This is a genomic window from Halorussus pelagicus (assembly GCF_004087835.1).
Classification (GTDB): Archaea; Halobacteriota; Halobacteria; order Halobacteriales; family Haladaptataceae; genus Halorussus; species Halorussus pelagicus.
Genome location: NZ_CP035120.1, coordinates 249,057 through 263,355, shown reverse-complemented (window position 1 = coordinate 263,355; position 14,299 = coordinate 249,057). Strand labels below are relative to the sequence as shown.

Annotated in this window: 15 protein-coding genes; 6 read left to right on the top strand and 9 right to left on the bottom strand. The window is 61.6% G+C overall.

Translation table 11 applies throughout. The features are described 5' to 3' along the window. Positions 1 to 100: 100 nt before the first annotated feature. The 3 genes from EP007_RS16410 to EP007_RS16400 all read right to left on the bottom strand — a co-directional run bounded on the left by EP007_RS16410 (position 101) and on the right by EP007_RS16400 (position 1,882). Positions 101 to 796 carry a ThuA domain-containing protein gene (locus EP007_RS16410; RefSeq protein WP_128478844.1) on the bottom strand — a complete coding sequence of 232 codons (696 nt, stop codon included), beginning with the start codon at positions 794 to 796 and terminating at the stop codon, positions 101 to 103. Positions 797 to 823: 27 nt separating this feature from the next. After that, positions 824 to 1,180, bottom strand: coding sequence for a DUF4870 domain-containing protein (locus tag EP007_RS16405; protein ID WP_166035692.1), 357 nt, complete (start codon positions 1,178 to 1,180; stop codon positions 824 to 826). Between the two features lie 105 nt (positions 1,181 to 1,285). Further along, on the bottom strand, positions 1,286 to 1,882 hold the full coding sequence (locus tag EP007_RS16400; protein WP_128478889.1) for a hypothetical protein: 597 nt from the start codon (positions 1,880 to 1,882) through the stop codon (positions 1,286 to 1,288). A gap of 451 nt (positions 1,883 to 2,333) precedes the next feature. Here EP007_RS16400 and EP007_RS16395 point away from each other — a divergent pair, with 451 nt between their 5' ends. From EP007_RS16395 to EP007_RS16385, 3 genes are all read left to right on the top strand, one after another. Next, positions 2,334 to 3,023, top strand: a complete 690-nt coding sequence (locus tag EP007_RS16395; protein WP_128478842.1) for a hypothetical protein — start codon at positions 2,334 to 2,336, stop codon at positions 3,021 to 3,023. A 239-nt stretch (positions 3,024 to 3,262) separates the two neighbouring features. After that, positions 3,263 to 4,159 (top strand): DUF6159 family protein, encoded by an 897-nt coding sequence (locus EP007_RS16390; RefSeq protein ID WP_128478841.1) that lies wholly within the window; start codon positions 3,263 to 3,265, stop codon positions 4,157 to 4,159. Positions 4,160 to 4,409: 250 nt separating this feature from the next. Continuing rightward, entirely contained in the window at positions 4,410 to 4,721 is a 312-nt protein-coding gene (locus EP007_RS16385; RefSeq protein ID WP_166035690.1) for a DUF4870 domain-containing protein, read from the top strand. 286 nt (positions 4,722 to 5,007) lie between these two features. Here EP007_RS16385 and EP007_RS16380 read toward each other — a convergent pair whose 3' ends face one another. From EP007_RS16380 to EP007_RS16370, 3 genes are all read right to left on the bottom strand, one after another. Beyond that, complete coding sequence (locus EP007_RS16380) at positions 5,008 to 5,640, bottom strand: hypothetical protein (RefSeq protein ID WP_128478839.1); 633 nt, start codon at positions 5,638 to 5,640, stop codon at positions 5,008 to 5,010. A gap of 219 nt (positions 5,641 to 5,859) precedes the next feature. Beyond that, on the bottom strand, positions 5,860 to 6,669 hold the full coding sequence (locus tag EP007_RS16375) for a helix-turn-helix transcriptional regulator (protein WP_128478838.1): 810 nt from the start codon (positions 6,667 to 6,669) through the stop codon (positions 5,860 to 5,862). Between the two features lie 156 nt (positions 6,670 to 6,825). Then, the gene (locus tag EP007_RS16370; protein WP_128478837.1) at positions 6,826 to 7,809 is read right to left on the bottom strand and encodes an MBL fold metallo-hydrolase; all 984 of its coding nucleotides are present in this window, start codon (positions 7,807 to 7,809) and stop codon (positions 6,826 to 6,828) included. A 145-nt stretch (positions 7,810 to 7,954) separates the two neighbouring features. Between EP007_RS16370 and EP007_RS16365 the strand changes: the two genes are divergently transcribed. Together EP007_RS16365 and EP007_RS17695 are read left to right on the top strand one after the other, a co-directional pair. Further along, positions 7,955 to 8,206 (top strand): hypothetical protein, encoded by a 252-nt coding sequence (locus EP007_RS16365; RefSeq protein ID WP_128478836.1) that lies wholly within the window; start codon positions 7,955 to 7,957, stop codon positions 8,204 to 8,206. Positions 8,207 to 8,424: 218 nt separating this feature from the next. Beyond that, the gene (locus EP007_RS17695; RefSeq protein ID WP_166035688.1) at positions 8,425 to 8,595 is read left to right on the top strand and encodes a hypothetical protein; all 171 of its coding nucleotides are present in this window, start codon (positions 8,425 to 8,427) and stop codon (positions 8,593 to 8,595) included. 59 nt (positions 8,596 to 8,654) lie between these two features. Here EP007_RS17695 and EP007_RS16360 read toward each other — a convergent pair whose 3' ends face one another. Then, positions 8,655 to 9,368 carry a uracil-DNA glycosylase family protein gene (locus tag EP007_RS16360; protein WP_128478835.1) on the bottom strand — a complete coding sequence of 238 codons (714 nt, stop codon included), beginning with the start codon at positions 9,366 to 9,368 and terminating at the stop codon, positions 8,655 to 8,657. A 200-nt stretch (positions 9,369 to 9,568) separates the two neighbouring features. On the opposite strand from EP007_RS16360, the gene EP007_RS16355 reads away from it, so the two are divergent. Beyond that, a complete protein-coding gene (locus EP007_RS16355) occupies positions 9,569 to 12,655 on the top strand; it encodes an FAD-binding and (Fe-S)-binding domain-containing protein (protein WP_128478834.1) in 3,087 nt (1,028 codons plus the stop codon). 90 nt (positions 12,656 to 12,745) lie between these two features. Here EP007_RS16355 and EP007_RS16350 read toward each other — a convergent pair whose 3' ends face one another. Together EP007_RS16350 and tuf are read right to left on the bottom strand one after the other, a co-directional pair. Further along, positions 12,746 to 12,934, bottom strand: coding sequence for a DUF5786 family protein (locus tag EP007_RS16350; protein ID WP_128478833.1), 189 nt, complete (start codon positions 12,932 to 12,934; stop codon positions 12,746 to 12,748). 76 nt (positions 12,935 to 13,010) lie between these two features. Continuing rightward, positions 13,011 to 14,276, bottom strand: coding sequence for a translation elongation factor EF-1 subunit alpha (gene tuf / locus EP007_RS16345; RefSeq protein WP_128478832.1), 1,266 nt, complete (start codon positions 14,274 to 14,276; stop codon positions 13,011 to 13,013). Positions 14,277 to 14,299: the final 23 nt, after the last annotated feature.

Sequence of the window (14,299 nt, the reverse complement as noted above, 5' to 3'; positions counted from 1 at the left end):
GCTACCTAATAAATGGTTTCGTTCTTTTAACTTCGCAGAGTGAACTATCAAAATTGATGCCTGCCTATCAGCGGTGATTATGCGGCCGATAACGGTCGGCTCACTCTTTCTCGGGTGACTCTGGAACGTGTCCTCTCGAAAGTGTAGGTCCAGAAATAGGTGACGCCCACGAAACGGCGTTTGCGACGACTTTCTGAATTTCCGGGTTATGATATATCGGATACGTTTCGTGTCCGGGTCGGAAATAGAAAATGCGACCCGCGCCGCGGCGGTAGCAACAGCCGCTCCGGAACACCTCGCCGCCTTCGAACCAACTATTAAATACGAGCGTGTCCGGGGCGGGCACGTCGAAATGTTCGCCGTACATCTCGGTCTCAGGCAGTTCGATGGACTCCTCGATGCCCTCGGCAATCGGATGGCCCGGTTCGACCAACCAGAGCCGTTCTCTCTCGCCGTCGTCGCGCCACTTGAGGTCGCAGGTCGTCCCCATCAGACGCTTGAAAATCTTGGAGAAATGTCCCGAGTGGAGGACGAGCAGACCCATTCCCGAGAGGACCTGCTCGTGAACGCGCTCGACGACTTCGTCTTCGACTTCCTCGTGGGCCTCGTGGCCCCACCACGTCAGCACGTCGGTGTCCTCCAGCACGTCCTCGGTCAGGCCGTGTTCCGGTTCGTCCAGCGTCGCGGTCCGAGGGTCGAACCCCTCGTCGGCGAGGAATCCGGCGATGGTCTCGTGGATACCGTCGGGATACACTTCGTGGGCGGCGTCGTTCTCGTAACCGGACGGGCGACGCAGTGTGTGGTCGCTGTCGGAGTAGATTTGTCAGATAAACTCCGGCGCTAGTGGATACTGCCACGCTTTTCCGATGATAGCTTTTGCCGTTGCGATCACGGGAAGGACGAACGTCGAGAGACTGAGAAGGGCCATGACAGCCAGCAGTATCGGTACCGGAATGGCGAAGACGAGTTCGAGCGCGTCCGGAATTTCGACGCGGTTCGAGAGTTCTACCGCGACGAGTATTCCGATAGCCATCACCAGAAAGACCGGAATGAGGAATAACTGCCAATTTAACGCGTTCCGGGCGTTCTCTCGGGTAAAATCGTCTTTCGATAGCAGGTAAATGAGTCCCGGTCCGACGATTCCGGTTGTGAAGCCGACGAGATGCACGAAGATTCCCAACAGCGACCGCTCCGCGAGGAGTTCCGGTCCCGGTTCCGACGAGTCCGTAGCCGCGGTACGTTCTTGTCTTGTCATCGCTCTATAATTTTGTTGTATCGACTAATATTACTTCGAAACGAACTGCCGAGGGAGCCTCCGCCACAGCCCCTCGTCCCGTACCTTCCGAACGATACGCTCCGTAAAGAGGAGGACGAGACAGAGTACGAAGAGATTTCCGGCGGCTTCCCAGAGTCCGTGATTGTTTTGAACCGGAGCGTCGGTCCCAACGAAGGCCATAACTGCTCCGGCACAAAACAACACTAAACTAAGCTGGAACCCCGCGAGAACTAACGTTCTGATACCGGCTGGATTACGGAGTCGAAGAAAATCCCCGAGAGAGAGCGTATCGAGCGGTGTGTCGTGGTCGAGTGCGCGCTTCCCTTCCGGCGATAAGGGCCAGTTCGACTCCCTGTGGTTGATGTAGTACAGCGTAATCGAGTCGGGATACGTCTCCGCGGCGACGACATCGATTTCGTGGAGTTCGTCGAGTCGATTCCGCACCGTTTCCTTGCTCACGTCCGGTTTGACGAGGGCTTCGAGTTGCCGAGTCGAGAAAAATGGGCGTTCCGACGCGAGCATCGTTTCGACGACGTGACGCTGACTCAACTTTCTGTTGAGATCGGCGTCGAGTCGGCTCTCGATCCACTGTGGAGTAGTTGACATCGCTCGGTTAGTTTCTCCGTGGTAGTGGAGACAACTTAAAGGTTCCAGTGATTTGGCGGGCGCCAAACGGGTGTTTGTGTCCGAAAAATGGGTTTACTCCGTGGATAACTCTCGGGAGCGATGCTGAGACGGGATGCGGGTGGATCGCACGAGGGGGGAACCGCTGTTCGCGTCGAGACCGCGGTTTGCGACCGTCAAACGGCGTTTTGCGTCCGCAAAAACCACGGGAGGTTTATTTTACTACCCTTCGTCGTAACGATTGGAAATGAATCGCCGAACGTATTTGGTCACTGCTGGCGTCACTGCATCGTCCCTCCTCACAGGATGCATCGGAACATCGACGAACGATGGCGGAACCGGCGATGGTTCCGGGTCCGCCACGGAGACCAGTAGCGGAAACGAAACCGAGACTACTTCAGCCACGACGAGCGACGAGTCCGACGACGGTACCATGGTCCCGACAGACATCATCGACACGTACCTCAGTGCGGCCAAAGACGAGGACGTGGACACGCTGTCCGAAGTCGTTCACAGTTCGAGTCCGTTGCAGAGCGCGCTCGACGGCGGAAATGTCATGTTCAAGTTCGCCGATAGCGGTCCCCGTACGAGTTCTACGGTCGCGGTCGCGGACGCGTCCGCGTCTGATATACTCGAACTGGAGTTCGCGTCTCAACAGTTCGAGAAGAGCGAACTCGCCGACACTATCGAGGGAAGTGACGTGATGATGGTCGATGTCGAACTGGAGGACGCGAAGTCGAATGCGCCCGGTACGTGGGTTCTTGCGACGGAGAACGGCGACTGGCGCGTCTTCTGGATCGGGAAGAACGAGCAAGCGCCTGCCAACCTCGACGAAATGTTCGACGAACCGATCAAGGACACGGACGGAACGGTCGTCGATAGAATCGAATACAACAGCTCACAGGAGAACACCGTTGACGTTCACCTGACGGAATCGCCCGGCGTCGAGGCTGATATCATCCGCGTCGAATCGACGGTCGAAGGCCACGTCGCCGAGTTCGACGGTTCGTGGTCGGACTCGTGGGTCGCCGTTCCCATTCACCCCGAAGGCGACCAAATCGTCGTGACCGTGGTCAAGGACGGCACCGAAGAGGTCGTTCACCGCGTTCACTTCGAGCCGTAACCGGCTAGCCGCGACCCACCCTCCAACCGTACTGGTTTCGCAACGAACCCGCTGGCGTTGCTCTCCCGGCGGCGAACCTTTCGGTGTCGCCCGCTTCCCACGAAACGCGGGTCGGTGTCGCCGCCGTCATCGAGGACCGAGCCGTACACACCGCGTAGAACATATAAAAATTACAGTTAGGACGCCGTTACTGCCAATTTATTCAGAACACTCATCACTGATACGAACCGATTTGAACCATGAACGATAAACGCACGACCGCGAGTGGAGGAAACGGCATCGTCTCGAAGTATCTCGGTCAGTTACGAACCGGGAGACGTTTGGTCGCCGACTGTCTCGACGTGATGCGAGCACACCCGAAGATGGCGCTGTTCCCGATACTGTCGATACTCTCCAGTATCGTCTTCTTCGCCCTGTTGTTGCTTCCGTTGCTTTACGGTCTCTCTATCGGGAATGGGGCCGAATACGTCGTTCTCTTCGTCCTCTACTTCACGACGACGTTCGCAAGCACGTTCTTTTCGGCGTCGTTGGTCGTCGGTGCGAAAAAAGCCTTTCACGGCGAAGAGATCAGCCTCTACGCGTGTACGACTGAAGTGACTGGACACCTCGGACCGATACTCGTCTGGTCGCTCATCTCCGCGACGGTCAGCCTCGTTTTGCAGATTGCGGACAACAACGACAACAATCTGCTCAACGCGATCTCCGGTGCCGTGTACGTGCTGTTCTCCGCGAGTTGGTCGATTGTGACGTTTTTCGTCGTTCCCGTGATTGTCTTTGAGGATGTTAGCGTCCGGTCGATGTTCAGGGAAAGCCTGCGAACGTTCAAGCAGGTTTGGGGTGAGACGTTCGGTGCGGGTCTCGGTATTACCTTCATCACGGGTGGGATTGGTCTCTTGCTCGCCGTCCCCTCTTTCGGGGTCGCCCGACTGCTCTTCCCGGACGGGAGCGTCTTGCTGTACGCGCTTTTCGTGCTCCCTGCCTTCGCCGTAACGTACGTTTTCCATCAGACGATTTGGGCGATTCTCAAGACCGCACTCTACCTCTACGCAAAGGAGGAGATGAGACCGAGCCAGTTCGAGAACTTCGACTTCGAGAGCCTCGGCGGCCGCACCGAGTCTCCCGAAAGTGCCAATTAAGAAACCCCGGCGTTGGCAGTTGGTACGCCGCGTCGGAATGTCCCGTAGAACCCCGCCATCCGTATTCGCCGACTCGCGCTCGGGGGTGAACTTCCGCTCGGGCCTCTTTATACGTCTGTACCTTCGAAAACCTCCCGACGGTAGCCTCTTCCCACCCATTAAATTTATATACTTAAGAAGTGTATTTTAGAATGCAAAAATGAGTTCAAATGTAAGCTCCCGCAATGACAATCAGTCAACCATTATGGGTGTGGCGGTTCACATCCTCGGACTCTTTTTCGGGATCTTTGGTACCGGGATTGTGTATCTGCTCTCCGACGCGAGATTCACCAAGGCGAACGCCACGAACGCAGTGAACTGGCAAATCTTTGTTCTCGTGTCGAGCATCGTCTTCGGCCTCATGGCGTTCGGTCTCGAATCGGTATCGGGCCTGTTCGTGATCGTCGGCGCTTTCGGTATCCTGATCGTCGGACTGTTGGACCTCGTCTTCTGCGTTTTAGCGGCCTTCAAAGCGTTGGGCGGGGCGGAGTGGAAGTACCCGATAACGCCGACGTTCCTCTAACCCTGCTCGGCGTCGGCATCGTCGCAGTAGGCAGTCGATTTCGATTCGTACGAACCGAACGTTTCGAAAGGCGAGACACCCTCTACGCGTTTCTACAGTCACGCGATCTCTGAACGACGTTGGACTCCGGAACGCAATACCGACGCTGACGATTGAGCCTCGAAAAATATCGATGAGTGCGTCGCCGCACTACTCCGGTTAGGGTTTTGAGCTCACACAGCCGACCTGCTCGACTGTGTGACGGTCCGAGTTACCGGTTCAACTTCGCATGGGGTTGGAGACGGGGTTACAGCTGAACGTCGATGACGGAACCGCTGACGCAGTAGTCCGTGTACTTGACACAGACTTCGGCGTCGATGCTGAGGGTAACGTCGTAGCCGCCGTCCCACGAAGCGTTGGCACAGATGCCGATGTCGAGCGGAACGCTACCGTGCTTAAAGTCAACACACACGTCCGAGTCGTCCTGCTCGACGCCGAACCCACCGACGGAGACGCAGCTGTTGTCGAGACAGACGACCACGTCGAGCGAGACGGACTGCCACGAGAGGGTCGGGACGACCTTCACCGTCACCTCGTCGCCGCCGATGTAGGGGACCCACGAGGGGACGCTGGCCGAGAAGATGACGATTTCGGGCAGGTCCTGAGTCGTGATCTGGTCGTTGTTCTGGGCCACTTCGGCTCCGTAAACTTGGGCCGACGGGGTGTCGCCTTTGGCGACGGCTTCCCACTTGCTGTGGTCAACCTCTTCCCACGAGAAGTCCTTCTCGGGAATCTTCTCGTTGGACGTGTCGGAACCGCTCGCGGAGGCCATCCCCGGAATACCGGCCGCACCTGCGCTCAGGAGGCCCGCGGTCAGGATGGTCTTTCGACGCGGCATGCTTACGTCGTCGCTACCGTCAATGTCGTTGTCTTGGGACATTGCAAATACCACTAATGCCCATAATAAAATTAAATCATTGTCTGGTTGATTTCCGTTGAACTACCAGAGTTACCGTTACCCGGCCATTTGCTCATATCACGAAACGGAAACGCATCGGACAACGTATCGCGGTTTGACGATTCTCGTCGTACCGGCTGTTCGCGTCGAATGCCGACGCACCGAAGGACCGACGCACGACCTCTTAGAAAAAGCGACGCGTCAGTTGACGACCGCTACGCCGTCTTCGTCGGATTCGTCGTGACCGGCGATGCGCTCTCGATACTGCTGGTAGACGCTTTTGCCCCACGAGACCGCTTCGTCGGCGTCGTTCATCAGGACACCCTGTACGCCACCGTTTTCGTACACCGTAATTCCGACGTACGTTTCCTCGGGGCGTTCCATTATCCACAGCGCGTACGGAAGTGAGTCCTCGACGACGTGGAACTGTATCTGTTCGTGGTCTACCAACGCCTCCATTTGGTCGCCTCTCACGTCCGAGAGTGAGTGGAAGACGGCGTCCTCGATGACGATTTCGACGGTGATTGAATGGTTACGAACGACATCGACGAGCGTTTCCGGGTACGAACAGAGCGCGGTCGGAGCGAGTCCGACCATCCGCTCCGAGGAGTGAAGCAATTCGTTGCGCTTGTCGAGTGCCGCGCCGGGTACGTGCGGGTTCCCCCGATGAATCGTCACGCCGTTGAGGAACCTGCTGCTTATCCCACAGTCGCTCGGTAGGTGATTGAGAATTTCACCGGCGTCGTCGAGACTCCCCGTAATCGACGTGTACTCGGTGTGTTCGGCGAGAGCGAGTCGGCCTTTCGTGGTCGGGTGATACTTTCCGTCACGGCACTCGATACAGTCTACGGCTTTGAGGTCGTCAACGCTGCGGTCGATTGTAGACCGGGACTTCTCCACGAGATCTATCAGTTCTGGCTTCGTACACGACCGGCTGGCGAGGACCTCGAGAACGTCATGTCGTTTATGCAGGACATTTCGGAGTCGTCCCCCTGAGTCCGTGTCGGCCATGTCTTCAAACAACTAATCGAATATGATAGTTTTTCCGATTTGATATAGGAAATAATGTCTCTGCGCGTCGCACCTACTGTCGAAAATCGGCTGGTTCGGTGAACGCTCACGGTGCGGTTTCGCGCTGTCGGTCGCAACCTCGATCTACTCGTCCCGTTACTCGAATATCGCGTCGAGGTCGAGGTCTCGCTCCACGAGTTCGTACTCGTCGTGTTCGCCCGCGCCACTCCGGGCGACGACGCCCTGCCGTTCGAGGTGGTCGAGATGCGCCCACGCCTCGCCCGGCCCGTGCATGATGTGGATGTTCGACAGGTCGCCGAAGAGGTCGGCGCTGACGGTCCACGCGTCGGCGGCGTCGCGCTCGCCAAGAACGTCCAGCACGCGCTCTGTGCGCTCGCGGTGGTGGGTCCGAATCTCGCGCGCTCGCGCCGCGGGGTCCTCGATGGGGTCGCGGTGGCCCGGCCACGCGCGGTCGTACTCTGCGTCAGCGATGCGGGCGAGCGAGTCGAGGTAGGTCCCCAGCGGGTCTTCGACGCGGGGGTCCGCGCCGCCGACGTTCGGGGTGTATTTCGGCAGGAGCGCGTCGCCTGAGAGGAGGTGGGTCTCGCCGTCTTCCGCGAACTCGAACCCGGACAGTCCGTCGGCGTGGCCCGGCAGGTGAACCGCGCGGAGTTGCCCGTCGCCGATGTCGAACGTCTCGCCGTTGTCGAACGTCTCGACGGTCGGCGACTCGCCCTGAATCTCGTCGTGAACTTCGAGGAAGTCGAAGAGTTCGGTCGCTTTTTCCTCGGGCATTCCCCACCGCTCGAAGAGGTTGCGCTCCTCGATTTCTGCCCTGTGGTTCGCTCCGTCGCCCGCGACCATCGGCGCGTCGGCCTCGTGGACGTAGACTGTCGCGTCGCTCTCGGCCTGTATCTCGCCAGCGAGTCCCGCGTGGTCGTGGTGCCAGTGAGTCAGCAGAATTCGGTCGAGGTCGGCGAACTCCCGGCCGTACTCGGCCAGTCCCGCCCGGACCTGCTGGCGCACGTCGTCGGTGGCGACGCCGGTGTCCACCAGCGTCGTCGGTCCCGACTCGCGGTCGAACAGGTAGGCGTCGTTGCGCCCCTCGAAGACGGTGTTCCCGAGTTGAATCCGTTTCACGTTCGTACTCGGCCCCTTCCGGGTAAGTCGTTTTCTCTCTCGGCGTTCTCTCCGGGAGCGCCCGCGGAGAAGAGTTTTATTACTTCCGTAGTAAAAATTCATCCGCAACGTTTATCATAGATACCGCTCGCCCTTCGAGTACCCGATGAGCGAACGACTGGAGCGACGCGAGCAGGACGCCGACCCGGTGAACTGGACGCGAACCGACGACGGCGTCGAAATCTACGACGAACGCAACCCCGACGCGTGGGTACGCATGGAGTTCGTCAGCGGTATCGACCCCGACAAACGCCTCTACGGCATCTGCGACGACTGCGGACTGGTGACCGCACAGCGCGCGCTCCCCTCCGCGAGCATGGCCTGCGGGAACTGCGGTGCGGAGTTCGGCGGGGAGTAGGTCGGACGCTCCCGACTTTCCTAACTTTTCTCGATTCTTCCGGCCGCAACTACTCCACTTTTCTACAGCAATCGGTCGGTGAACGAGACGAACTTCGTCGCCTCCGAAACAGACTCTAACGTGTCAAGTGCATCTCCGTCTTCGTCGGGTTCCGCGCCAATAGGTCCGCGTCCGGTCCCGTCACCAGCGTTTTCACGAATGCCGTCGTCGGAGGTCTCATGGCGCTTCCCAAGCCCACGGGACCCCTCGAAATCGGGGCGGTCGCGGTCGGCGCTGTCGTCGCGCTCCTCGTCGTCGTTCCGCTCGTGCCGGTCGTCCTCGAACTCGTACTGGGCACCGTCCGGGCGTTTTTCGACGCCATCGTTCCCGGCGGACGGATGTACGAGTAGCTCTCCGGTCGATTTTCGGCGTCGTGTTTCGACCCGCGAGCGAAACCCGCACGGAACCCTCAGCGCACTTCGTAGGTGTCGTGTTCCGCGAGGAAGCGCCCGAGGTCGGCGGTCTGGCGGTAGTCTGTCGCCAGCAGGTCCGACAGCGACGCGGCCAGTCGCTCGGCGTCGCCCTCGCCCCACTCGGTCGGTTCGCGGACCGGAATCACCAGAAAGCCCCTGCCCGGAACGTGGTCGCCGTGGAGTTCGGCCATTCGGTCGTTTTCGGTGGTCGTCTCCCCATCCACGGAGTCACCAGTCGAGTCGTCCGCTCTGTCGAGCAGGGCCTCGCGGGCGGCGTAGGTCCGTAGGACGTGGCTGGTCGCGCGCTCGCCGACCGGCAGGAGGACGTGGGCCGCGATGGCGCGCAACTCCGCGTCGAAGAACGGTTCCAGTCGGTCGTAGTTGGTCTCGCTCGGGGCGGTCCCGTCGGGCAGACAGCACATGTGTCGATAGCTGGCGAAGAGGTTTGCGACCGCCGGGTCGTCGCTGTAGGCGTCGCCGACGAGTCCGACCTCGTTTAGCACCGGTTGGAGGCGTTCGCCCGCGGCGCTTCCGGTGAACGGAACCCCGGTCTCTCGGCCGCCGTGGACGCCCGGATGGTCGCCGACGAGGTGGAAGTCGGCGTTCGCGTCGCCGTAGCCGAAGACGGCACTGACGCCCGAGTCGCACTCGTGAGGGCAGGGCGGCCGCATGCCGAACGGGTTGCTCGTTCTGTCCGTGACGTTCTTCACGGGGCCGAGTAGGGCAGTTGCGGTTAAATCCGCCCCGGTTTCGTAGTGGTTACGAGTCGCCCGAAGAGCGAGTCCTCGAACTCGTCGGTTACGTCTGCGCTCATGACTCGACCTTGCGACGCGCCACCATTAAACGTTTCACGGCGTCGCGCGGCGGCAACGACCACGGATTTATGCGCTGGACCTCTTAACGCTCGGGCATGGCCATTCGACCGACCGACTCCCCCGACCCCGCCGAGGGCGGGGATTACGACTACCGCGACGAGGATATCGAGCGCCCCGGCCTGATGGCCGACCTCGACGCGCGCGTCGCGGGCGACGTACGCTTCGACACCTACACCCGGCAGTTGTACGCTACCGACGCCAGCATCTACGAGCAGACCCCCATCGGCGTCGTCTTCCCGACCGACACCGACGATGTGGCGTCGGTCGTCTCCTACTGCGCCGAGCGCGAGATTCCCGTCCTCCCGCGGGGCGGCGGCACCAGTCTCGCCGGACAGACCGTCAACGAGGCGGTGGTCCTCGACTTCACCCGGCACATGGACGGTCTCGTCTCGTTCGACCCCGACGAGGCGGTCGCGCGGGCCGAACCCGGCGTCACCCTCGGCGAACTGAACGCCGAACTCGCGCCCCACGACTTGAAGTTCGCGCCCGACCCCGCGTGGGGCGACAAGAGCGTCCTCGGGGGAGCCATCGGAAACAACTCCACGGGGTCCCATTCGCTGAAATACGGCAAGACTGACGCCTACGTCGAGGAGTGCGAGGTGGTCCTCGCGGACGGGACCGTGACGACGCTCGGCGAGGTCGAAGTCGAGACGCTTCGGGAGGACGGCGACCCCGAGGGCGACCTCGAAGCGCGAATCTACGCCGAGGTGGCCCGGATTCTCGACGAGGAGACCGGCGAAATCGACGCGCGCTATCCGGACCTGAAGCGCAACGTCTCGGGGTACAATCTGGACGTTCTCGCGGCGGAAGCCGAAACTGGCTCCGTCAACCTCGCCAAACTGCTCGCGGGGAGCGAGGGGACCCTCGCGGTCGTCACCGAGGCGACCGTCTCGCTCGAACCCGTCCCCGAGACGAAGGCCGTCGCGCTGTTGACCTACGACGACGTTCTCGACGCGATGGAGGACGTTTCGCCCGTCCTCGAACACGACCCGGCCGCCGTCGAGGTGATGGACGACGTACTCCTCGACCTCGCGTCCGAGACCGACGAGTTCCGCGACGTGGTGGGGATGCTCCCCGAGGGCACCGACTCGGTGCTTCTCGTGGAGTTCTACGCCGAGGACGACGCGGACGGCCGTCAGAAGGTCGCGGACCTCGTCGCCGACCGCGCGCCCGGCGCGACCACCGAGACCGACCCGAGCGACGGCGCGGCCGAGCGCACGGCGGACCCCCACTACGCGGTCGCCGCGATGGAGGCCCACGACGCCGAGGAGCGCGCGAAGTTCTGGAAGATGCGCAAGTCCGGTCTCCCCATTTTGCTCTCCAGAACCTCGGACGAAAAGCACGGCTCGTTCATCGAGGACACCGCCGTTCCGGCCGAGAATCTCCCCGAGTTCGTCGCCGACTTTCAGGACGTTCTCGATGACCACGACACGTTCGCCAGTTACTACGCCCACGCCGGGCCGGGCGTCCTCCATATCCGGCCGCTCGTGAACACCAAGACCGAGACGGGCGTCGAGACGATGGAGTCGATCGCCGACGCCGTGACCGACCTCGTGGTCACGTACGGCGGGTCGGTCTCGGGCGAACACGGCGACGGCCGCGCCCGGACCCAGTGGAACCGGAAACTCTACGGCGAGGACCTCTGGCGGACGTTTCGGGACCTCAAGACCGCGTTCGACCCCGATTGGCTCCTGAATCCCGGACAGGTCTGTGGCTACGACGAGTCGGAGGAGTTGCCGCCACGCGCGCCCGAGCGCGCGAGAATCGTAGATATGACCGAGAACCTGCGCTCGAACGCCGACTACGAGTTCGACGCCGGGTTCGCCCCGGAACTCGCTTGGGACAACGACAACGGCCTGCAGGGGATGGTCGAACTCTGTCACGGCTGTGCGGGCTGTCGCGGCGACCAAGAGACCACCGGCGGCGTGATGTGTCCGACTTACCGGGCCGCCGACGAGGAAATAACATCGACTCGCGGCCGGGCGAACATGCTCCGGCAGGCGATGTCCGGCGACCTACCGGACGAAGAACTGTTCAGCGAGGAGTTCGCCGACGAGGTGCTGGACCTCTGTATCGGCTGTAAGGGATGCAAACACGACTGCCCGAGCGGCGTCGATATGGCGAAGCTGAAAGCCGAAATCGAACACGAGCGCCACCAGCGCGAGGGCGTCGGTCTCCGGACTCGCCTGTTCGCTAACACCGAGACCCTGCTCTCGGTGGGGAGCGCGCTCGCGCCGCTCTCGAACTGGGCGACGAAGCTTCCCGGCGCGCGCGCCGCGATGGAGAAACTGGCCGGAATCGCCAGCGAGCGGAGCCTCCCCGAGTTTCGCCGCGAGACGCTTCGAGACTGGTACGCCGACCGCGGGCCGCAAGTCGGCGCGGCGGAGGCCGACCGCAAGGCAATGGTCCTCGCCGACCCGTACACCAACTACGGCCATCCAGAAGTCGGGAAGGCGGCCGTCCGGGCGCTCGAAGCCGCGAACGTCCACGTCCGCATCCCGAACGACGTGACCGACAGCGGGCGGCCCGCTTTCTCCAAGAGCCTCGTGGATGAGGCGCGCGAGACGGCCCGCGAGAACGTCCGGAAACTCGCGCCCCGAATCGAGGACGGATGGGACCTCGTGGTCGCCGAACCCTCCGACGCGGTGATGTTCCAGTCGGACTACCTCGACCTGCTCGGCGACGATGCGCTCGCGCCCGACGCCGAGCTAGTCGCGGCGAACGCCTACGGCGTCTGCGAGTACGTCGATACGTTCCGACTGGACGAGAACGCCACGTTCGACGCACCCGACGAGACGCTGACCTACCACGGCCACTGCCACCAGAAGGCGACCAAGAAGGACCACCACGCGGTCGGCGTCCTTCGGCGCGCTGGCTACCGCGTGGACCCCCTCGACTCGGGGTGTTGCGGCATGGCCGGAAGCTTCGGCTACGAGGCCGAACATTACTCGATGAGTCGAGCTATCGGCAACATCCTCTTCGACCAGGTCGAGGACAGCGACGGCGAGACGGTCGTCGCGCCGGGCGCGTCCTGTCGCACGCAACTCGGCGACCGCGAGGAGTCGGCCGCCGAGCCACCTCATCCCGTCGAAAAGCTGGCCGCGGCGCTCGCCGGGCGGTGACGAGTCGGGCCTGACGAACTGACAGCAAAATCTCGCGGTCGCTCGACGGCGAACGCGACAGAAGTAGAACAGACAGTCTCGAAGAAGGGGTTACTCTTCGTCGTCGTCGCCGCTGTTCTTGATGTCGTTCAACTGGTCGAGAAGTTCGTCCTGCGAGGCGTCGGAGTCGAACGAAACCTCGCCCTCGTGGGAGTTCTCGTGAACGTTGACGCCGTCGTCTTCGTCGAAGTCGTTTTCTTGGTCCTTCTGCTCGGACTCGTCGTAGCTACCAAAACCCATGTTACAACGAATTCCGTACGGATAGTAAAATCAATCGATGTGCCCTTCTGGAGGGCGAGTCCCGACGGCCGACGACTCAGCCCTCGTTGACCTCCAGCACGCGCCCCGCCGCGATGGTCTGGCCCATGTCCCGGACCGCGAAGCTACCTAACTCCGGAATCTCCGAGGACGGTTCGAGCGAGAGCGGCTTTTGCGGTCGGACGGTGATGACGGCGGCGTCCCCGCTCTGGATGAAGTCGGGGTTCTCCTCCTCGACTTCGCCCGAGGAGGCGTCTATCTTCTGGTCGATGGACTCGATGGTACAGGCGACCTGCGCCGTGTGGGCGTGGAAGACCGGCGTGTAACCGTCGGTGATGACGCTCGGGTGTTGCATCACGACGATTTGGGCGGTGAAGGTGTCCGCCACGCTCGGCGGGTCGTCGGCCGGGCCGCACACGTCGCCGCGGTGGATGTCGTCCTTGCCGACGCCGCGGACGTTGAACCCGACGTTGTCGCCCGGTTCGGCCTGCGGGACCTCCTCGTGGTGCATCTCGATGGTCTTGACCTCGCCGCCCACATCGCTCGGTTGGAACGACACCGAATCGCCCGTGTTCAGGACGCCCGTCTCGACGCGGCCGACCGGAACGGTCCCAATACCGGAAATCGTGTACACGTCCTGAATCGGCAGTCGGAGCGGTGCGTCGGTCGGTGGCTCCGGTTCTTCGAGGTTGTTGAGCGATTCGAGGACGAGTTCGCCGTCGTACCACTCCATGTTCCCGCTGCGCTCGATGACGTTGTCGCCTTCGAGCGCGGAGATGGGAATGAAACTCGCGTCCTCGGTGTTGAACCGGACCTGATTCAGCAGGTCTTCGACTTCGGTGACGACCTCTCGGTAGCGACTCTCCTCGTAGTCCACTCGGTCCATCTTGTTGACGGCGACGATGAGTTCGTTGATGCCGAGCGTCCGCGCGAGGAAGACGTGTTCCTGCGTCTGTGGGGCCACCCCGTCGTCGGCGGCGACGACCAGCACCGCGTTGTCGGCCTGCGACGCGCCCGTAATCATGTTTTTCACGAAGTCGCGGTGGCCCGGCGTGTCCACGATGGTGAAATAATACTCGTCGGTCTGGAACTCCTGATGGGCGATGTCGATGGTGACGCCGCGCTCGCGCTCCTCGGCGAGATTGTCCATCACGTAGGCGAACTCGAAGCCGCCCTTGCCCTTCTCCTCGGCTTCCTCTTTGTGCTGTTCGATGATGTGCTCGGGCACGCTCCCCGTCTCGTAGAGGAGGCGTCCCACGAGCGTCGATTTCCCGTGGTCAACGTGGCCGATGATGGCCAAGTTCTGATGCGGTTTGTCTGGCATGGTTTCCCCCACCGTACGACTCT

Bases quoted from the DNA above. Each gene is read 5' to 3' on its own strand.
- EP007_RS16390 (WP_128478841.1), top strand. From the start codon at position 3,263: ATGAACGATAAACGCACGACCGCGAGTGGAGGAAACGGCATCGTCTCG.
- EP007_RS16365 (WP_128478836.1), top strand. From the start codon at position 7,955: ATGAGCGAACGACTGGAGCGACGCGAGCAGGACGCCGACCCGGTGAAC.
- EP007_RS16380 (WP_128478839.1), bottom strand. From the start codon at position 5,640: ATGTCCCAAGACAACGACATTGACGGTAGCGACGACGTAAGCATGCCG.
- EP007_RS16395 (WP_128478842.1), top strand. From the start codon at position 2,334: ATGGTCCCGACAGACATCATCGACACGTACCTCAGTGCGGCCAAAGAC.
- EP007_RS16400 (WP_128478889.1), bottom strand. From the start codon at position 1,882: ATGTCAACTACTCCACAGTGGATCGAGAGCCGACTCGACGCCGATCTC.
- EP007_RS17695 (WP_166035688.1), top strand. From the start codon at position 8,425: ATGGCGCTTCCCAAGCCCACGGGACCCCTCGAAATCGGGGCGGTCGCG.
- tuf (WP_128478832.1), bottom strand. From the start codon at position 14,276: ATGCCAGACAAACCGCATCAGAACTTGGCCATCATCGGCCACGTTGAC.
- EP007_RS16355 (WP_128478834.1), top strand. From the start codon at position 9,569: ATGGCCATTCGACCGACCGACTCCCCCGACCCCGCCGAGGGCGGGGAT.
- EP007_RS16350 (WP_128478833.1), bottom strand. From the start codon at position 12,934: ATGGGTTTTGGTAGCTACGACGAGTCCGAGCAGAAGGACCAAGAAAAC.
- EP007_RS16375 (WP_128478838.1), bottom strand. From the start codon at position 6,669: ATGGCCGACACGGACTCAGGGGGACGACTCCGAAATGTCCTGCATAAA.